12 protein-coding genes and 1 pseudogene are annotated in these 20,006 nt (G+C 69.1%); 2 read left to right on the top strand and 11 right to left on the bottom strand.

Translation table 11 applies throughout. The features are described 5' to 3' along the window. The first annotated feature begins 199 nt into the window (after nucleotides 1-199). Nucleotides 200-403, top strand: a complete 204-nt coding sequence (locus QRN89_RS21560; protein ID WP_290351016.1) for a hypothetical protein — start codon at nucleotides 200-202, stop codon at nucleotides 401-403. Here the strand turns inward: QRN89_RS21560 and leuE are convergent. Next, nucleotides 390-1,049, bottom strand: coding sequence for a leucine efflux protein LeuE (leuE, locus tag QRN89_RS21555; protein ID WP_290351015.1), 660 nt, complete (start codon nucleotides 1,047-1,049; stop codon nucleotides 390-392). The genes QRN89_RS21560 and leuE overlap by 14 nt on opposite strands. Before the next feature lie 63 nt (nucleotides 1,050-1,112). Further along, a complete protein-coding gene (locus tag QRN89_RS21550; protein WP_290351014.1) occupies nucleotides 1,113-2,693 on the bottom strand; it encodes an acyl-CoA mutase large subunit family protein in 1,581 nt (526 codons plus the stop codon). Between the two features lie 213 nt (nucleotides 2,694-2,906). Here QRN89_RS21550 and QRN89_RS21545 point away from each other — a divergent pair, with 213 nt between their 5' ends. Then, complete coding sequence (locus tag QRN89_RS21545) at nucleotides 2,907-3,731, top strand: L,D-transpeptidase family protein (RefSeq protein ID WP_356948647.1); 825 nt, start codon at nucleotides 2,907-2,909, stop codon at nucleotides 3,729-3,731. Between the two features lie 251 nt (nucleotides 3,732-3,982). Here the strand turns inward: QRN89_RS21545 and QRN89_RS21540 are convergent, their stop codons facing one another. From QRN89_RS21540 to QRN89_RS21500, 9 genes and pseudogenes are all read right to left on the bottom strand, one after another. Beyond that, nucleotides 3,983-5,080: a hypothetical protein gene (locus tag QRN89_RS21540; RefSeq protein WP_290351012.1), complete on the bottom strand. Its 1,098-nt coding sequence runs from the start codon at nucleotides 5,078-5,080 to the stop codon at nucleotides 3,983-3,985. Further along, on the bottom strand, nucleotides 5,080-5,763 hold the full coding sequence (locus tag QRN89_RS21535) for an RNA polymerase sigma factor (protein ID WP_290353807.1): 684 nt from the start codon (nucleotides 5,761-5,763) through the stop codon (nucleotides 5,080-5,082). The genes QRN89_RS21540 and QRN89_RS21535 overlap by 1 nt, the downstream gene beginning before the upstream one ends. A gap of 287 nt (nucleotides 5,764-6,050) precedes the next feature. Then, nucleotides 6,051-6,485, bottom strand: a complete 435-nt coding sequence (locus QRN89_RS21530) for a hypothetical protein (RefSeq protein ID WP_290351011.1) — start codon at nucleotides 6,483-6,485, stop codon at nucleotides 6,051-6,053. Between the two features lie 99 nt (nucleotides 6,486-6,584). Beyond that, nucleotides 6,585-6,932, bottom strand: a pseudogene (locus QRN89_RS21525) (hypothetical protein); the annotation flags it as partial. A gap of 125 nt (nucleotides 6,933-7,057) precedes the next feature. Further along, nucleotides 7,058-7,819: a hypothetical protein gene (locus tag QRN89_RS21520; protein WP_290351010.1), complete on the bottom strand. Its 762-nt coding sequence runs from the start codon at nucleotides 7,817-7,819 to the stop codon at nucleotides 7,058-7,060. Nucleotides 7,820-7,832: 13 nt separating this feature from the next. Beyond that, complete coding sequence (locus tag QRN89_RS21515; protein WP_290351009.1) at nucleotides 7,833-8,399, bottom strand: RNA polymerase sigma factor; 567 nt, start codon at nucleotides 8,397-8,399, stop codon at nucleotides 7,833-7,835. A gap of 243 nt (nucleotides 8,400-8,642) precedes the next feature. Then, on the bottom strand, nucleotides 8,643-9,818 hold the full coding sequence (locus QRN89_RS21510; protein WP_290351008.1) for an SMI1/KNR4 family protein: 1,176 nt from the start codon (nucleotides 9,816-9,818) through the stop codon (nucleotides 8,643-8,645). Between the two features lie 483 nt (nucleotides 9,819-10,301). Beyond that, nucleotides 10,302-10,799, bottom strand: a complete 498-nt coding sequence (locus tag QRN89_RS21505) for an Imm21 family immunity protein (protein WP_290351007.1) — start codon at nucleotides 10,797-10,799, stop codon at nucleotides 10,302-10,304. 14 nt (nucleotides 10,800-10,813) lie between these two features. Continuing rightward, nucleotides 10,814-19,942 (bottom strand): golvesin C-terminal-like domain-containing protein, encoded by a 9,129-nt coding sequence (locus QRN89_RS21500; protein ID WP_290353806.1) that lies wholly within the window; start codon nucleotides 19,940-19,942, stop codon nucleotides 10,814-10,816. Nucleotides 19,943-20,006 lie beyond the last annotated feature (64 nt).

The following is a 20,006-nucleotide window of genomic DNA, read 5'->3' as shown; positions in this document are numbered from 1 at the left end:
GCCCATGGACTGCTCCTCGATGACGTAGCCGATCGCGTCGCTGCAGCGGGGATGTCCTCTCCGAGGGCGCGGCCGGGGCGCTGGTGACCGGCGACCGGGCCCCGGACGCGCGGCTGCCCGGGGGACGACGGGTCTTCGATCTGCTGTGCGGGCCGCACTTCACGCCGCTCGCGGTGGGCCGGGACTGTCCGGACCCGGGATGCCGGGGCTACCGGCGGCGGTACGCGGCGACCGGACCGGTGCCGACCGCCCCGGCCACGGCGGTGTCGCGGACGGCGCGGCCGAGGTGCACGCGTCCTACGGCGAGGGCCTGTTCCTCGTGCACCCCGACGGCTGTGTCGGCCGGGCCGGTGCGGACCCGGCCGGGCTCGCCGACTGGCTGGGCCAGGTCATGCGCTGCTGAGCGACAGCTTCACCGCGAAGCCGAGGAACAGCGCGCCCGCCGCCGACGTCGCCCCGGCCGACAGCCGCTTGCGGCGCCGGAAGGCGGCGGCGAGATGGGTGCCGGTGAAGATCAGCAGGGTGAGGTAGAGGAAGCTCGCCAGCTGCGCGAGTCCGCCGAGGACGGTGAAGGACACCGCCGGATAGGCGTACGCGGGGTCGACGAACTGCACGAAGAAGGCGATGAAGAACAGGATCGCCTTCGGATTGAACAGGCTGATCACCAAGGCCCTGCGGAACGGCCGCTCGCCCGGTCCGGATCCGTCCGCCGCCTGTGCTGCCCGGGGCTCCGCCAGCTCGCGGCGCGACCGCCACATCGACCAGGCGGCGCGCAGCATGCCGACCGCCAGCCACGTCAGATAGCCCGCGCCGGCGAACTTCACCGCCGTGAACAGCACGGCGTTGGCCTGGAGCAGCGAGGCCACGCCCGCCGCGGAGAGCACCATCAGCACCGTGTCGCCGCACCACACACCCGCGGCGGCCTTGTAGCCCGTGCGCACCCCTCGCCGTGCGGCGACCGAGAGCACGTACAGCGAATTCGGCCCCGGCAGGAGGATGATCAGGACAAGTCCCGCGAGATACGTCGGCAGATCGGTGACACCCAGCATGAGGCGGAGTGTCGCACACGGGTACGACACGCCGCCTGTGCGTTCCGGATGGCGGAAGGGCGATCAGAACACGTCACTGGGGACGTAGGTGCCCCACACCTCGCGGAGGGCGTCGCACACCTCGCCGACCGTGGCCCGCGCCCGCAGCGCCTCCTTCATCGGATACAGGACGTTGTCCGTGCCGGCCGCGGCCTTCCGCAGTTCGTCGAGGGCCGCGTCCACGGCGGCCCCGTCCCGCCCGGCCCGCAGTCGCGCCAGCCGCTCGGCCTGCTGGGCCTCGATCGCGGGGTCGACGCGCAGCGGCTCGTACGGCTCCTCCTCGTCGAGGGTGAAGCGGTTGACGCCGACGACGACGCGTTCGCCGGCGTCCGTCTCCTGTGCGATGCGGTAGGCGCTGCGCTCGATCTCGCCCTTCTGGAAGCCGCGTTCGATGGCGCTCACCGCGCCGCCGAGGTCCTCCACCTTCCGCATCAGCCCCAGCGCCGCGGCCTCCACGTCGTCCGTCATGCTCTCGACGACGTACGACCCGGCGAACGGGTCGACGGTGGCGGTGACGTCGGTCTCGTACGCGAGGACCTGCTGGGTGCGCAGCGCCAGCCGGGCCGACTTGTCGGTCGGCAGCGCGATCGCCTCGTCGAAGGAGTTGGTGTGCAGCGACTGGGTGCCGCCGAGGACGGCCGCGAGGCCCTGGACGGCGACGCGCACCAGGTTCACCTCGGGCTGCTGGGCGGTGAGCTGCACCCCGGCGGTCTGGGTGTGGAAGCGCAGCATGAGCGACTTCGGGTTCTTCGCGCCGAACTCGTCGCGCATGACCCGGGCCCAGATGCGGCGTGCCGCGCGGAACTTCGCGACCTCCTCCAGGATCGTCGTCCGTGCGACGAAGAAGAACGACAGCCGGGGCGCGAAGTCGTCCACGTCCATCCCCGCCGCGACGGCCGTCCGGACGTACTCGATGCCGTCAGCGAGGGTGAAGGCGATCTCCTGGGCGGGGGACGCCCCGGCCTCGGCCATGTGGTAGCCGGAGATCGAGATCGTGTTCCACCTCGGGATCTCGGCCCTGCAGTACCTGAAGATGTCCGCGATCAGCCGCAGCGAGGGCTTGGGCGGGAAGATGTAGGTGCCCCGGGCGATGTACTCCTTGAGCACGTCGTTCTGGATGGTCCCGGTCAGCCGGTCGGCCGGCACGCCCTGCTCCTCGCCGACGAGTTGGTAGAGGAGCAGCAGCAGCGCGGCGGGCGCGTTGATCGTCATCGACGTGGAGACCTGGTCCAGCGGGATGCCGTCCAGCAGCACCCGCATGTCGTCGATCGAGTCGATCGCCACGCCGACCTTGCCGACCTCGCCGTGCGCGATGGGCGCGTCGGAGTCGTGTCCCATCTGCGTCGGCAGGTCGAAGGCCACGGACAGGCCGGTCGTGCCGTTGGCGATGAGCTGCTTGTACCGGGCGTTGGACTCGACGGCCGTGCCGAAGCCCGCGTACTGGCGCATGGTCCACGGGCGGCCCGTGTACATCGACCGGTAGACACCGCGCGTGAAGGGGTACGAGCCGGGCTCGCCCAGCTTCTCCCCGGGATCCCACCCTTCGAGGTCGTCCGGCCCGTAGACCGGCTCGATGGGCAGACCCGACTCGGACTCGCGCGCCATGTGGTGTGCCTCCCGGTAAAGCTACTTGCCAGTACGCAACTCTCGCGACGGACTGTGTCGGCGGGTCTGCGGGCAGCGGCGTGCCCGTGACTGGGACCTTGCTCACAGCATGCTCCTTCGACCGCAACCAAGCACGACCGCCGAGCATCCCTACACACATACGACCTCAGGGGGGCACCTATGCACCGTACGTCCGTTCTGCGCAGATCGCTCATGTCCCTTGTGGCCGTGGCGCTGGCCGCGGGGTGCACGAGCCAGGGAACGGGCGGGGCCAGTGCCAAGCCGCCGGCCGCCCCGGGCGGCCCCTCGAAGGCTCCCTCCGTCTCCGCCACCGCCACTCCCGCGGCCGACGACGCCAAGCCCCCCGCCCCGTCCCCGGGAACGCCGGGCGCGCGGACGGCGGAGCCCAGGGTGCTGATGACGGAGGGCACCGAGACCGAGCAGGTGCGCGAACTGCAGGCGCGGCTGCGCCAGATCGGTCACTTCCATCGCAGCCCCACGGCGTTCTACGGCTCGATGACGGCGAAGGCGGTCAGCGGCTTCCAGCGGAAGGGGGGACTGGCCGCGACCGGTTCGGTCGACGAGACCACCTGGCAGCGGCTACTCGGGATGACCCGCACGCCCACCGCCGACGAACTGCGGCCCGCGACGACCAACACCCTCGACACGCCCGATCCGCGGTGCATGAAGGGACGCGTGCTCTGCATCAGCAAGGAGAGCAGGACGCTCGCCTGGATGATCGACGGCACGGTGCTGGCGGCCATGGACGTGCGCTTCGGATCGGAGAACACGCCCACCCGTGAAGGCACGTTCAGCGTGGGCTGGAAGGCGAAGGAGTGGGAGTCGACGCTCTACCACACGCCCATGCCGTACGCGATGTTCTTCAGCGGCGGTCAGGCGGTGCACTACTCCTCGGACTTCGCCGCCCGCGGCTACAACGGAGCCTCGCACGGCTGCGTCAACGTCCGGGACAGGAAGAAGATCGCCTCGGTCTTCGGCCAGGTGAAGGTCGGCGACAAGGTCGTCGTCCACTGGTGAGCTCGGCGCGCTCCGCACGGGCGGGCGGCGCGGAGGTCCGAACGGAGCGGACCGGGCGGGAGAAGTGAGGAGGCGCGGGCGGGACCGGGGGAACGTGTCCCGCCCGCGCCTGTGTGCTCTGAGCCGTGGGTACGGGGGGAACCCCGGCTCAGGCATCGCCGATGACCAGTCGGCTCACTTACTACTGCGCCGGTCAGCCAAAAAACGTCACACCTGGCCGGAAAATTTTTCCGCTCGTGGAAAACCGCAGGTCAGAGCGATGTGATCGAGAGGGTGTGCAGCTCGTCCGACGACATCCGGCCCCCCAGGGGCAGACCGCCGGGCGTCCCGGCGGTCGCCGGACCGGCGAGCGACGCCCCCGGGACGGTGGGCCGGTTGGCGGGCCGCACGTCCGTCGGCGGTACGAAGGGCTGCTCCGCGGGACCGGGCCGCACGGAGGTGGGGGGCAGGAACGGGGAGCGGGGGAAGCCGCCCGAACCGGAGCCGTCACCGCCGTCGTCGCCGTCGTCACCGCCCGGGCCGCCGTCGCCGTTGCCGTCACCGTCGCCGCTGCCCTCGCCGCCGCCGTCGCCCCTGCCGTCGGCGGACAGCAGCCGGTCGCAGAACCGCTTCACACGGTCCGCGCCCTGCGCGGCGGCCTCCAGCTTGCGCTTGCGCTCCTCGTCCAGCGTGCCGTTGCGGTAGTCGCGGCAGGCCTCGACGGTCCTGCGGTACCAGTCCCGGCTGTTGGCGTCGCCGTCCGTGCGGCCGTCGTGCGGCGCGGTGGACTCGTCGTGTCCCGGACCCGCGCTCGGCCCGTCCCCGGGCCCGCCCGGAATGTCGGTGCCGCCCGAGACCGCGGGGGCGCTCGGCGAGGGGGGAGTGTCCGCGGGCGACGGCCGGTCGGGACTGCGGAGTCCGTCGGCCGGGGGCTCGGAGGTGACCGGTCCGGGGGTGACGGCACCCGAGACGGAGGAGGCGGGCGCCGGCTGAGGGCCGCCGAACGGCGTCGGCAGCACCCCGACCCCGGCGGCGACGGCCACCCCGCCCACCGCGAATCCGGCCAGCGAGGCCGCCAGTCCCCAGCGCACGGACCGGCCCCAGGAGACCTGCCGGGTCTCCGGCGTCAGGCGCACCGTCGGAAGCAGCTCCGCAGCGCCGCCGTCACGCGCCTTGCGGAACGCGGCGAGCGCGGCGTCCTCGCCCCTCAGCGGCTCGGTCACCGGGCCCTGGGCACGCGCGCCGTCGAGCAGCTCGGCCAGCCGGAGCGCCTGGTGACGCGCGTCAACGCCGACGGGCTCGACCGGTTCACCACGGAGCAACCGCTCCGCCGCCTCCTGATCGAGCCATTCGTAACGCTCGTCGGCCATCACATGTCCTTCTGCGTCCGCAGACGCGAATGCGTCACACCGGAGGAGCGCGTCGCGCCGGGGCGAACACTGCGCGGTGACGGTACCGCGCCGAGTCCCGACCCGTGCCCGGGAGCCTCGGACGCCCCTCCGTGCTCGGTCCCCAGCAGCTCCGCGAGCCGCTTCAGTCCCCGGTGGGCGGCGGTGCGCACCGCTCCGGGCCGCTTGCCCAGGGCCTTCGCCGCGCTCTTCGCGTCGAGGCCGACGACCACGCGCAGCACGACCGCTTCGGCCTGGTCCTGGGGGAGCTGGGCGATCAGTTCCATGGTCCGGCCGGTCGACAGGGCTTCCATGGCCTCGCCGGCGGTGTCGGACTCCGCGGGTTTCCCGGTCAGTTCGGTCTCGTCCCCGCCGACCGCCGGGCGCCTGCCGCGCATCCGTATGTGGTCGAGCGCGCGGTTGCGGGCGATGCGTGCCGCCCAGCCGCGGAAGCGGTCGGCGTCACCGCTGAACCGGTCGAGGTCCCGGGCGATCTGCAGCCAGGCCTCGGACGCCACGTCCTCGGCCTCCGGCTCGCCGACCAGCGTCCTTATGTATCCGAGCAGCCGCGGGTGAACGGCGCGGTACACAGTCCGGAAGGCGTCCTCGTCTCCGTCCTGCGCCGCGCTCACCGCGGCGGTCAGCTCCGCGTCGTCCCCCAGCACTCCCACTACCCGTTCGTCATCGCGGCTGGTCACCACCGCCGCACTGCCCAGCGCGCAGCGCCACGCTACGTCCTCCCCGGGGGCCGCGTCCATGTCTTGTACAACCTGCAACATTCTGCGACCGCGGTGCGGTGTGACAGAAAACGCACCTGCGGCGCTGAGAGAAGTACGGGGCCGCCGCGCGGCCCCGGCGGACGGCGACCGGGGCCTCTCCTGTGGGGGGTGGCGGCCCCGGTCGTCCTTTCGCCCCTCCCCCGGATGACGAATCCGGTCGGCCCCGGGCCGGCTCAGCACGCCACCTTTCGGCTGCTGCGGCCGTGCAGCAGCAGGTAGAGCCGCTGCACGGACTCCTCCGGGCCACCCACCTCGAAGCGGTTGACCACCTTGCCCAGCGGGTTCCACGCCCGGCCGTCGGGCATCCGGATGCCGATCGACTGCCCGAAGAACTCCCGCTGCCCTGCGTCGAAGTCGATCCACTGCCCACCTGCCCGGCGCACGATGACCTCGCCGGTGTACGCGCCGAGACCCCGCAGGGCTTCCTCGACCTGGGCCCGTTCGGGACGGTTCTGCCGTAGTCCGTCCACGACGAAGTCGACGATCCGCAGACTGGCCACGGAGTAGTCGAGCGGAAGCCTGTTCCGCTCGGTCAGGTGCGCGACGAAGCGGGTGACGTAGGCGCGCATGTCCTGTGCGCCGGGCGGGGTGCCGAAATGGTCGTCCATGATTGATCAAGCGATGCCGTTGTCATGACCATCACGGAAGATGGGCGTATCGGTCGTCACACCGGGAACTTCCGTCGCCCGTACAACCATGTACGGCACTCAGGCGTCTGGTGGCGATCTCGCGGCAGCGACGGCGGCCGGGCGGCCGACGGGTCGGCCGATCGCGATGCGCGGATGCGCCGACGGCCTGATCCATCCCGTGATCCGGTCCGTGGTCCCCCTCGGCACCGAGACGCACCCGGCCGTCGCACCCTTGCCGTTGACGTGCAGGAAGGTCCCGGCGCCGCGGCCCGGGACGGCAGACCGCCGGTTGAAGTCGATGACGAGGGCCTTGGCGTACCGGGTCGGGTGGTCGACGAGGTGTTCGCTGCCGCGCTCGCCGGACCCGGTGAGCGGGAGGTCCGCACCCTCCACGGTGTGCGTCGAGTCGTAGAACGGCGACTCCGGGGCCTGGAAACCCCCCACAGCTGCCGGACGGCCCCGTACTCGTGGTCCCCGCGAGCGCCTGGGCCGCGTGCGTCACCACCGTCAAGGCGTAACCGCGCGCCAGGACCCTCCCCGTACCGCCTGAGTCACCTCGGGCGGTCGGCCGGCTTCCCCGCCTCACGCTCCTTGGGCGGCTTCCCAGCCTCCGGACTGACCACAGGACCGGCCCCGGAAGTGTCGTTCGGGCCGGCGGGCCGGGGCTGCCCGGCGGCGGCCAACTTCTCCTCGCACCTGGCCCGTAGGGCCTCCGGCCCGCCGGCCTGCGCCTCCAGACGTGCCGTCGCTTCACCTCGCGGTGGTTCGCCCTGGCGGTCCAGCGCATCCAGATAGACGCGGCACAGCGCGTCCTCGGCCGCGGGTGGCATGCCGCTGGGCTTGCTCTTCGCGAGCCCGGTCGCCCCGCTTCCGGGCGTCGGGGAGGGCGTGATCGAGGCTTCCGGTGTTCCCGACTCCGTTCGCGTCCTTTCCGTGGGACGGGGCTGCACGGGCTGCGGCTCGTCCCGGGCGGGCTTCTCACTCCCGCCGAACGGCGAGGGAATCGGGAGCGCACCGTTGCCCGCGGCGACGGCCGCCCCGCCCAGCGCCCCCATGACGAGCCCCGCGATCAGACCTCTGACCAGCAGTCGGCGACGGCGCCGTTCGGCCGCCGGCCGCCAGTCGTCGCGGGCCCGCCTGCGCCACCACGGCACGGGCGCGGCGTGCAGCCCCGCGTCGCGCGCCGTACGAAACGCGGCGAGCGCCTGCTCCTGCGCGGACGGATCGGACACACCGGGACGACGTGCCGCTTCGAGCAGCGCGTTCAGCTCAGGGGTGCGGGGCTCTTCCCATTCGTCCCGTTCCGGTGTCATTTCGTCTCGTCTTTCAGGCACGCGGTCGCGTTCGTGTGTGGGCCAGTCGCTCGGCCAGTCTCCTCAGCCCGCGGTGCGCCGCGGACCGTACAGCGCCGGGGCGCTTGCCCAGCACCCGGGCCGCCGCGGGGCCGTCCAGTCCGACGACGACCCGCAGCAGCACGGCCTCGGCCTGGTCCTGCGGCAGGCTCCCGATCAGTTCCAGCGCCTGCTCGGTGGAGACGGTCTCCAGGGCGGCGTCGGCCGTGTCCCGCCGGTCCGGAAGTTCGAGTACGTCCTGCTCCAGCAGCGATGTCTGCGGCCGCCGGCGCTGCTTGCGCAGATGGTCCAGCGCCCTGTGGCGGGCGATCGTCGCGGTCCAGCCCCGGAAACCCGCGCCGTCCCCGCGGAAGCGACCCAGATCGCGGGCTATCTCCAGCCAGGCGTCGGAGGCCACGTCCTCGGCGTCCTCGCCGACGAGCCCCCGGAGGTAGCCGAGCAGCCCTGGTTGCACCAACCGGTACACCCGGGCGAACGCGTCCTCGTCCCCCTCCTGAGCACGCGCGACGACGACGCCGAGCTCCCCCTCGTACGCCTCCACACTTCCCTCTTCATCTGTGGTCCGGCTGCCGGGTCGACCGCACAAAGGCGCCATGGAAACCCTGCACGACACCCCCGCCGGCACTGCCGCCCAGCAGCGACCACAGCCACTGAACGGACCCCTCCGCCCCACCTCGAACAGACTGCCCACCATACCCACCGGGTCGGACACTCGGCCGCCACCCACGTGGAGAGCTTCGCGCGGGCTCGGCCATCGGTCTGCTGGGCCCGGTTCTCGGTCTCCTCAGCGCACAACTCCGCCGTGGCTCTCCAGCCTGATGAACTCCAACGGGTCGTCGTCCACGTCGTACCCGGGAAAGCCCTCCCACCGGAACCGCCCCCGCAGCCACTCCAGCAGCGTCTCCGTCAGTCCCGTCGGAAGCGGCCCGCCCTGGTCCGCATGGCGGGGGATCACGATCAGCGGCCAGTCGTCGGGGTCGTCTCCGTCCGTCAGCCAGCAGATGCCGTCGCCGTCGAGGGTCGAGGCGAAGGGCAGGAAGCCGCCCTTCTCCGGCCAGACGGGCAGGGGGTGGTACTCGGGGTGGCCCTCCCTCAGTTCACGGTAGGCATCGCGGTACCACTGCTCGGCCACCAGCCCGGATTGCCCGGTGTCCCGCGGCGCGGCCAGTCGCAGCCAGCCCAGCCACTCGCTGCCGCCGTACGTCTCCATCAGCGTCACGTACTCGGCGGGCAGCCGCGTCCCCAGCCGCTCCTGCACCCAGGCCCAGTCGGCATCGCCGAGGAACGGCTCACGGGGTGGCGGCAACAGGATCCGCAGCGCCTCCAGGCCCTCGCCCTCGGTGAGCGCAGCGCGGCGACGCGCCCGCGTCTCGGCGTCCTCACGTCCGCTCGGCGGCGTCCAGGGCCGTGCCTCCAAGAGGAAGGCCGTACGCCGCATCGTGGCGGGCAGCGGTCCGAGCGTCCCTCCGCCGGGGAGCGGCAGGCCCGTCCGTATCAACCTCGTGAGGGTCTCCGCCAGCGGCATCCCGTAGCCGTGCCATGGGTTCACGCCCCGGTACACCGCGTCCTTGTGGAAGATGACGACCGGCCACGCCTCGGGGTCGTCGGACGCTGAGGTGTCCCAGAAGAGACAACTCGTCGCCCGGGTGTCCCCGAAGGCGAGCAGCCCGCCCGGCTCCGGCCAGAAGACGGGCGGCGCGTGCGACGGAGCGCCCCTGGAAGCGATACGGCAGCTCCGGTGGGTCGACTTCAGCCAGGAGCCGTAGTCGAAGCGGCCCTCCTGCACGCATGGGGTGTGCATCCACACGAAGTCACCGATGTCGAGCGGGCCGTACGATGACGCGAGGGCCTTGTAGTCGGCGGGCAGGGTGACGCCGAGCCATGACTCGACCCCGCCCCAGTCGACGGGCACAGGCCCGGGAGCCTCCGGCCCCAGCAGATCAACGAGGTCATCCAGCACGCGAACACCTTCGGCTCGTCGAGACGTCGCGGCGGAAAGCGCCGCGAAGCGGACCGGTTATACAGCACCGGCTCCGCCGGGAACCAGGCGCCGGACATTCCGGGCGGGGACCGGCAACGCCGCCGCCCGGCGCACCGGCCGTCGCCGCGCCCGGCCTCACGCCACGGGACCGAGGTCGCCTTCGAGGATCGTCCGACCGGTCCGGGGACGGCCCAGAGGGCGAGGAGTTCGTTGGCGAGGTCCACGATCGGCCGCGGGCCGCGGTCGCCGTGAGCCTCGATCCCGACGGCGAGAGCACGGCCGGCCGAGAAGAAGACGTCCTGTCCTTGTCGGGTACGAACCTGCCGTTGCCCCGCTGCGTCAATCCACCGGAAACAGCCACGGACAGCGGGAAGCCCCGCCGGAGACCGGCGGGGCTTCCCGTTCCGTCGCCGTGACGCTAACGGTCCCGATCGGCACCGATGAACCGCCACGACATTCGACTCACTCGATCAACCGATCGAGTTTGTGGACTCGCACGCAGGTACCAGTGTCCGACTCGATGTCCGCGGTCCTCAGTCGATAGACCGCGGGCTCGACGTCCACCAATAGAAGTTCATCCGCGCGGGCTTCCGTCCCGGGCAGTGCGGCGTCGAGAACGGCCAGTCGGCCGTTCACTTGCACGATCGATCCGTCCTCCCACTCGTTCACGAAGTCGATACCCTCACGCACGACCTCGACAAGTCGAGAGTCACTGGGAGCCGCGATCCACTGAACAATGGCCCGGAACTCCTCCATGTAGGTTGTCGGAGCGGGAATATCGTTGATCGCCAACGCCAGGCATGGCGCCGACGGCTCTCCGAACGGCACCAGCCCGGTGTAGCCTTCGACCTCACAGGCGTTGCCGTAGTCGGAATTCGTGTATCCACCCCAGAGGCGCCTCAGCGATTCCTCCACGACGATCACAGGCCCGCCTTCCGACTCAATCCATGCGAGGTTCATGGCGCACCTTCCTCCTAGTATCCGAGTTCCTTGGCGATACGCTCGTAGATCGGCCTCATGATGGGCGCCAACTGCCTCGCCCATCCCGCTTGTTCTCTGCTGCACTTGAGGCACTGCGGATAGAGCCGCTGCGGAAATCCGTCCGGCACCCAGGAACTGATGGGCTGATGGTCGGGAACGTACCCCTTCTTCGAACCGAAGGGGAAGATGATTCCGCAGGTGTGGCACCCGAATCGGCTTCCGATCTCGTTGATCTGGTCCCTTTCCCCGCCCGGAGATTCGTCGAACTTCTGCGACTTGCTCTTCGCCGGAATGGATTCAGCCGCGTAGGGACCGATCGGACAGACGTCTTCGGGATCGCTCCGGTCCTTCTTCTTGGCATTGTGCACCAGAACCGGCGCATTGCCAGCCATCACATAGTACGTGTGCTGGCCTTCGACGGTGATGTTGTGGACGCGCTGCGTGCGGTGCTCCTCGTCCACTGCTGTCACCTGGGCCCAGGTGCCGCCAGCCGTCTGGAGCCACATGCCGGCCTCGAGTTCACCCGCATCGGCCCACGTGCCGAAGTCAGGCAGCCAGAAGGGGTGCTCGTCCGTCGCGGTGACGGTGGTGGGTTTGGCGCCGCCCTCCCTGCCATCGGGGTCGATGGTGAGAGTCACCAGGCGCTTGAGACCATCACCGTTGATGGTGTCGGTCACCTTGCGGGCCTGCAGGTCCCCGGTCTCCGGGTCGGCGGCCAGGACGTACTCGCCCTCCTTGAGGTCCTCGATGTTCTTCGTGGACCCGTCGGCCATCAGCACCTTGGTGCCAGGTACGAAGCTGTTCTGCGTCGCAGGCTTCTTACAAGCACTCCTCCCGCCGTCCTTCGGCTGGGACTCCTTCTTGTGCTTGGGCTTGGACTTGGGCTTCGCCTTCGTCTCGTCCTGGGGCTTCTTGTGCTTTGGCTTGGCATTGGACGCCTTGTTGCCGCCCTTGACGGCGTCCGCAGCCTTCGCGCCCTTCTTCGCGTACTTGGCCGCGGTCGCCGCCGCGCCGATTCCCGGGATCGCCGCCGCCATCGACAGCGCTGCGTCCTCGTAATTGCCCTCGGCCGCGTACCAGATGCCGTTGGCCACATCCGCGGCCTCGCCGATCACCGGCACCATGCCCGCGACGTCCAGGGCCGCGTGGCCCACGTCCGAGAGGGAGATGTCAATGCCGAAGAGATGGCCGTCCAGCTCCACGAAGGAGATGGGGTTGCCGCCGGCGAAGGCGTAGCGGTTGCCCGTGTACGGGTCCATCGCCAGGGACATGTCGTCCAGGGCGCCGCCGTACATGTCACGCGTCAGGAACCGGTTCAGACCCGGGTCGTAGTTGCGGAAGCCCATGTCGTAGGTGCCGGAGCCGTCGTCGTGACGTGCCGCGTTGTAGCGGTAGTCGTTGTACTGCTCCTTGTCCGGGTTCGCAGCGTCAGGCTTGTCCGCGCCGGTGAACTGCTTCTCGTCGTCGGAGCCGTACGCCGAGTAGCCGTACGTCGCCCGGGTGTTGCCGTCGTCCTTCGTGATCGCCTCCACGTCACCCTTCGGGTGGTAGAGGAACTGCGAGTACTCCTTCGTCAGGTCGGTGTTGTGCTTGATCTGGGTGAGCTTCTGGCCCCACGGCGAGTACTGGTAGGACTTGGTCGCCTTGCCGGCGACCTCCTCCCGCAGCACCTTCGACTCCATGCCCAGGTACGTGAAGAGTGTCGTCTTCCCCTTCGTCCCGGATGTGGTCTCCTGCGCCGTGCGGTCGAACGCGTCGTACACGTACGTCGTCGTCTTCGCAGACGCGCCCGTACCCGCCGTGTGCCTGGCGATCCGGTCGAAGCCGTCGTACGTGTACTTCTCCTGCACCGACCCGTTCGAGGACACCGTGTCCAGGCGGCCCAGCGGGTCGTAGTTGTACGTGGACGCGACACCGCCCGCAGACGTCTTCAGCAGGCGGTTGCGGTCGTACGTCGACGTCGACGTAACGGTGCCCACCGTCTGCTCGACGATGTTGGAGTTGCCGTCGTACTTGTACGTCTCCGTGCCCGCCGCGTCGCCGGTCTTGGTGACCGTGGAGATGCGGTCCTGCGGGTCGTAGGCGAACGTTGAGACGGTGTCCAGGTAGTCCGCCGCATTGTCGGCGTTCATGACCTTGGACGTGTCCTTGGAGCGGTTCCCGTTCGGGTCGTACTCCAGGTCGTGCGAGGCGACGACCGTGCCGCCGCTCTTCTTCTCCACCTGCGACTTGACCGCGCCGTTGAGCCAGTACGTGTAGTCGACGGTGTTCCCGTTCGGCTTCGTCTGCTTCAGCGGCTGACCGCGGTCGGTGTAGGTGAAGGTGGTGATCTGCTGGTTGCCCGCTGTCGGCGTGTCCGCGTTCGTGATCTTGTTGATCACGTCACGGACGTCGTACTCCGCCTTCGACCACGTCACGTCGTGCGTGGTCTCCAGCGGGTTGCCGTTGACGTCGTAGGTCAGCGAGGTCGTGTTCTTGACCGTGCTGCCCAGACTCTCTTCCACCTTCGAGAGCTGGTTGAGCTCGTCGTAGGTCATTGCGTACGCGTCGGCCTTCGCGCCCGGCGAGAGGTCCTTGACCTCCGACAGCAGCCCGTTGGCGTCGTACTTGTAGGTGAAGTCCTTCTTCTCGTCGTCGGTCTCGCCCGTGTTGGCACGGACGAGCTTGATGCCATCGGCGACGACTGTGCCGTTGGCGGCATCGGTCAGTGTCACCTTCTGGGTGCCCGACTCCGTGAAGGCGTACGAACCCAGCGAGACCCAGGTGCCCGATCCCGTCGACTGGTTGACGGTCCGGGTGGTCTCCCCGGCCGAGTGGGTGATCTTGAACGGGGCGTCCGTTGCCGCGCCTGTCACGTCACCGTGCCGGACGAAGACCTCGTACGTACCGTCCTGCGGAATGTTCAGCTGCCAGGCGAAGGTGTCCGCACCCGTGCCCTTCGGGTTTGTGCGGACGTCGTATCCCCACTGGCCGAGCGCCTGGGAGGCGTCCCAGTTGCCCTGTGTGGCGGTGTTGTGGATGTCCGTCGAGTCGACGACCACGACCTGCTTCCCGACCGGAACCCCGTCGTCGGAGCGGGCCTTCTGGTTGCCGGACGGGTAGAAGTCCCACGTCATCGTCCGCTGCGACGAGCCACCGGCCGAGGTCAGCGTGTTCTTGGTCTGCTGACCCAGCGCGTTGTAGTCGTACGCCGTGGTGATGTCGAAGGGGTCCGTGGCCGACTTGGTCCAGCCGTTGTCGTAGTACTCGTACTTGGTCGTGTTACGGACCGTCTGGCCCTGCGACGGCGGGGCAGAGACCTCGGACAGCTGTCCGACCGAGTCGTACGAGTAGACCGTCCGGTCCGGGCTGCCGTAGTTGGCGTCGCCCTGCTTGAACGGGGACAGCGTCTCCTTGACCCGGTTCAGCTCGTCGTAGATCGTCTCGGACGTGTAGTCGGTGGTGTCGGTCGTCGTCTCGACGCCGCGCGGACTGATCTCCTTCGTCTTGTTGCCGACCTCGTCGTACTCGAACCGGGTCGTGCGATACGTGATGACACCCGAGCCGTCCTTCGAGTACGGGACCTTGACCTCCTTGGTCAGGCCACGCCGGTCGAAGCTCGTCTCGCTGGTGTTGCCCTCGGCGTCCGTCGCCTTGTCGGTGCGGCCGTCGAGGTCGTAGTGGACAGTGGTGAACTTGCCGGCCGCGTCCGTCGTCTTCACGACCCGGTGGTTCAGGTCGTACTCGAACTTCGAGGTGAAGTCCGTGGCGTCCGCAGTGGCGTTCTTCTTCGGGTCGACGACCGTGATCACATTGCCGACGCTGTCGTACGTGCTGGAGACCGTGTCGCCCTTGGCGTTCTGCACCGCCACCGGCTGGTAGACCACGTCGTACGTGTACGACGTGGTGTAGTCGCCGACCGTCGGCGTCAGGTTGCCCTTCGGCTCGGTGACGGTCTTGACGTTGCCGACCTTGTCGTACGTGGTGGTCGTGCGCCGCTCGGGGTCGGTCGCCTCGTCCTTCGGGGCGAGGGAGTCGGTGACCTGGTCCGCGGCGTCGTACACCGAGGAGGTCTCGGCGCCGTTCGGCCCGAACGCCTTCAGCGTGTTGTTGTTGGCGTCGTAGACCGGGGCCGGGGTGGTGATGGAGACACCGGGGGCCTTGGGCGACACCTGCTCCAGCGGGCGGCCGAAGTAGTCGTAGTTCTGGGAGACCTTGGCGCCCTTGGCGTTGATGACCTCCCTGGTGTTGCCGCGCACGTCGTAGACGAAGGTCGTGGGGTTGTTCAGGGCGTCCTTGATCGTCGCCGGGTAGCCGTGCGGGCCGTAGTCCGCGTAGGTGGTGGTGTGACCGTTGGCGTCGGTATCCGTCAGGGGTTGGCCGTAGGCGTCGTACGTGGTGGTCGACTGGTAGTCGCCCACCGTCGCCGAGGCGACACCCTCCGGGTCGGTGACCGACGTCTGGTTACCGAACTGGTCGTAGCCGAACTCCCAGACATTGCCCAGCGGGCTGGTCTTGCGCCACAGGTCGGCGGAGTACCCGTCGAGGCGCGTCTGGTATTCGAACTTCGTCGCGTTGGCCGGGTACGTGGCCGGGTTGCAGTAGTCGGTCGGGTTGAACGACGACCACGACCTGGTGACCTCGGCGTCCCACTGACGCAGCGGGTAGCCCGTCTTGGAGTCGTAGCAGAACGCCGCCTTGGCGCCGTTCGCCTGCTCCATGTAGACGACGTTGTTGTCCGCGTCCCAGCTCATCCTGCTGGTCTGGGACTTGGCATCGGTGGTCTGGACCGGACGGAAGAAGTCGTCCGTCACATAGTCCGTGGCGTGGCTCTCGGCGTCCGTCACCTTGGTGTCGGTGAAATTGGTGTTCGCCGTGTTCGCCTTGTACGCGAAGCCGGTGTCGTGGTTCAGACGGTCGGTGATCGTCTTGGTCCACCAGTGGTACTTCGGGTCGTCGCCTGCCTGCGGCGCGTAATACGCGAGCTGCGTGTTGTTGCCGCGCGGGTCGGTGGCCTTGACCAGCTTGACGTTCTTGTTCCCCTGCGTGGCGTCGTAGGTGAACTTGAACACCTTGGGCTGGGAGGCCGTCTCGCCGTCCCCGATCTGACCGAGCAGGCCCTTGTCGGTGTAGTAGAAGGAGATCTTCCGGCCCGAGATGTCCGTCATGGACTTCACGTGGTCGTAGATCTTGGAGTTGGTCAGGTTGGTGCCGCTGACCTTGACGCCCGAGTCGTTGATGTACTCGTAGGTGACGTCACCCTTCTTGTAGTACTCGACCGTGAGGCTCTGACGGCCGGCCGGATCGGTGGTGTACGTGAGGAACTTGGTCGGCTTGTTGTTGGACCTGCGCTCCTCGTACGTGTACGTCTGCGTGTTGCCGTCGTTGTCGACGGCAGACGTCATGTATCCGTCGCAGCCGAACAGGAAACGCGTGCCGTCCGGGCGCGTGAGCATCCAGGCGTCCGGGACCGGGTCCTTGGTCGGCTTGCAGTCCAGGCCCGCCTTCATCGTCAGCTTGTAGTGGACACCGGCTGGTGCCTTCCACACGCTGCTGGTTGCGTCCCAGCGGAAGGAATGCGTGGTGCCGTCACCGTCCGGGAGCCTGACCTCGGTCGGGTTGGGGTTCGGGTGGAAGTCCAGCGGCGCGCCGAGGCGCGTCGGGCCGGAGATCTGCGCCGACCAGCCGTGACCGAGGACCGTGTCCGAGGTGTCGAGCGAGTTGTACGCGACGCGGGCGAAGGTGTTGATCCCGCGGCCCGGGTTGTTGACGGCGTTGTACGACCAGACGCTGTTGCCCGAGGCCAGGTTGTTCATGACCGTCGAGCCGGCACCGGTGTTCTTGGCCGTGTACGAGTAGTACTTCTCCAGACCCAGCGTGTTGGAGGTCGGGTCCTCCACCGCCACGTTCTGCTTCAGTGACGGGATACCGCCGGCGCCCGCGGAGAGCCAGGTGCCGTCGGCGACCTTCTTGACGTCCCAGCCGAGCACGTACTCGGTTCGCTTGTTGCCCTCATCGGAGTTGATGGGGGTCTTGACCTGCGCCTGGATCGTGGCCGACTTGCCCGGCAGCAGGGCGGGGATCCCCGTGGAGAGCTGGTTGCCGCCGGTGGTGACGTCCGTGCCGTCGGGCAGCTTCCAGGTGTACGACAGCACCCGCTCACCCGCGGCCCACGCCGTGGACGTGGTGTTGGTGACCGTGAACTCGACCGTGTACTGCGAGTTCGGGGTCATCCGGGCCGGGGTGGTCGGCGCGTGGTACGTGTCCTCCGTCGTGGAGTCGACGTAGATCACGCGCAGCAACGGGCGCAGCTGCGGGTCGGGCGCGGCGGCGGACAGGAAGATGGAGCGCTCCTGCGGGCCGGCCGTCGTCTCGTCCTTCAGCTTGAGCAGGGTGCCCTTGTTGCTGCTGGGCGTCTTGACCCAGCCCTGGGTGAGGGACGTGGCGTCCCACCAGTGGCGGCCGAGGTCGGTGTTGAAGGCGGGTACGTAGTCGGAGACGACCGAGGAGTGGTCACCGCCGGCGCTGGTCCACGCGGTGGTGGAGTTCGCGTTGTTCCAGGTGGCCTGGGTCTCCGTGAAGTCCCTGGTCAGCCCGTGCAGGTTGTACTGGGCCTTGCTGGTGGTGGTGCGGTCGGTGAGCGTGGACCACAGGAAGACCCGGCTCTCCAGCACCGTGGCGGTGGCGGGGATCGTGGTCGTGGGCCACTTGATCACCGAGCGGGTCTTGCCGTAGGTGGCGGAGTTGTTGCCGACGGTCAGCCAGTCCTGGCCGAGGGTGCCCTGCTCGATGGTGTTGAGGTTCGTCGTCGGCTTGAGCGAGGACAGGGTGGTGTCCGTGACGCCCGCGCCCGCCTGGATGAGCCGCATGGTGCGGCCGGCCTTCGGGATGCCGACCACGCGGGTCGGCGAGCCGAGGACCTGGCCGTCGGCCGTCTTGACCGCTATCTGGTAGTAGTACGACTTCCCGATCTCTTCACTGCTGGAGTCCGGCGTCGGGACGGCCGTGGTGTCCGTGTACGCGGTGAGCGTCTTGGCGATCGGCGCGACCAGGGTCGCGGCCGAGGGCGTGAAGACCTGCTGCGTGGAGCGGTGCAGCTGGTACTCGGCGATGTCGAGGTTCGCGTCACCGGTGGTGTTGTTGTACGCGGCCCAGGACAGCTCGGGGCCGGTGCCGTGCACGACGGTCGGCGAGTTCAGCGAGGTGCCGGTCTTGCCGAAGGTGACCGTCAGGCGCGGGATCGTGGACGTCTCGCCGCCGTAGTCGTAGTCCCCGGCCTGGTACTGGGGACCGCCGAGCGGTGCGGTGCCGGACTCGTCGACGGCCTTGACGACGAAACCGTGGTTCGTCGCCGTCCCCGAGACCCACTTCTGGACGGTGTCGCCGACCCGGAAGTTGTGCCACTGGTTGTACTCGCCGATGTCCTTGCGGATCTGCGCGGGGTTGACCAGTCGGACGCCGTCGGCGATGGTCCGCTTGGTCGAGTCGCCCGTGTCGCCGAGGACGATCTTGCCGGCGTTGCCCTTGGCGAAGTCGAACTGCGTGGTGCCGAGCTGGCGCCAGCCGGTCGTGCCGGTGGCCTGGTTGACCGTGAAGTTCGCGGTCGGGTCGGCCGAGGTCACCGTGTACGGGGCGGCCGTGGCGCCGTCGGCCTGCACCGGCGTGTGGACCTCGACCTTGTAGTCCGCGGCGTCGACGATGTTCGGCTGCCAGGTGTAGGACTCACCGGTCGCGGTGTTCTTGTTGTACGCGTAGTCGCTCGCGTGACCCGTGCCGCTGACCCGCGGCCACTCGCCGACCGCGGCCGTACCCGTGTCACCGTCGTCCATCAGGACCGTGGTCGCGGACTGCTCACCCGCCAGCGCACTGGTGTTGTTCCAGTTCGCCGTGGTCTCGTCCCACGCACCCGTGGCCCGTCGGACCTCCACGTCCACGTTCGTCGAACCCGAGGTGTGGACCTGGTCGAAGTACAGCGACAGCTGCGCCGTGTCGATCTTCGAACCGGCCGGGATCTCGTCCAGCGGGAACTTGACCAGCGATCGGGCGATGCCCGTGCTGCTGGTCTTGCCCGCCGACATGTCCCAGGTGCTGTTGAAGTTCGTCGTCGGCGCGTCCGAGCGGACCATCACGTCCTGCGACTCCGTCGGTGACGGCGCGATCGTGATCGTCGGGTCGATCACCACCGGGTACCGCCGCTCCGGAGCCGCCAGCCACTTCGCGTCCGGCGTCACCGTCAGCCGCCACTGCTTGCCGTGACGGGACAGCTCCTGCGAGACCTTCGGGCTGTAGGACGTGCCGTACGGGGACGCCTTGTCCTTCTTCGCGTCCGTCATGAACGCCGGCGGGATCACCAGCACCGGGTTGGCAGGATCCTCGCCGAACAGGGCGATCGACCCGTCGCCCCGCTCCTTCGGCTCCAGCGCGCCCGCGTCCAGCGTGAACACGAACCGCACCGGCTTCGCGGGCCGTTCGGCGAGGGTGATGTTCTCCTTCACCCGGCCCGCGCCCACCTCGTACGAGACGTCCGCGCCCGCGGCCAGATCCTTGTAGATGACCGTGTGGCCCTTGGCGGTCGGCGCGACGCCCTCGGCCGCACCCTCCAGACCCAGGGTCACTGCCTGGCCGGCGGCCGTCTCGAACCGCACCAGCTTCGACGCGTCCGAACCGAACCAGCTGCGGCCCGTGTTCGTCGTGTTGGCGTAGGCGAAGCCCTTGGCCTTCGACGCCGTCACCGTCGTGTCGATCGGCTTCCACGAGCCGTCCGACTCCGACCGGTACGACTCCGGCGAGGCCGACAGCTCCGCCTCGATGCGCCCGTCCGACATCTGCCAGAACCGCGCCTGCGGCGTACGCCGCTGCGTCAGCTCCTTGACCCGCTTCGCCTGCGGGAGCACCTTGCCCTTCGGCAGTTTCTGCCGACTGGGTATCTCCAGCTTCCCGCCGACGGGGGGCTTGTCCGCCCCTGCTTCGTCGTCGGAGAACCAGCCCGCAATCGTGTCGATGACGCCCTTGTCGTCGTCGCTCGACGGTGATGCGGGGGCCGCGTAGGCGATCTGCGGCAATAGCGTGGTCACTACCGCCGAGACGACTAGACAGGAGAGATATCTCCTGTACGGAACTTTCACCTCAATACCTTTCCGCATCGGCGAACCCAGGTCGCCGCATGCGAAATGGGCACGCCGAACGAGCCGGAGCGGAGAATTCCGC

Origin of the sequence: Streptomyces sp. HUAS CB01, assembly GCF_030406905.1 — a bacterium.
Lineage (GTDB): Bacteria > Actinomycetota > Actinomycetes > Streptomycetales > Streptomycetaceae > Streptomyces > Streptomyces chengbuensis.
Note: the sequence above shows the minus strand (reverse complement) of the source record. Positions and strands in the feature narration are given on the sequence as shown.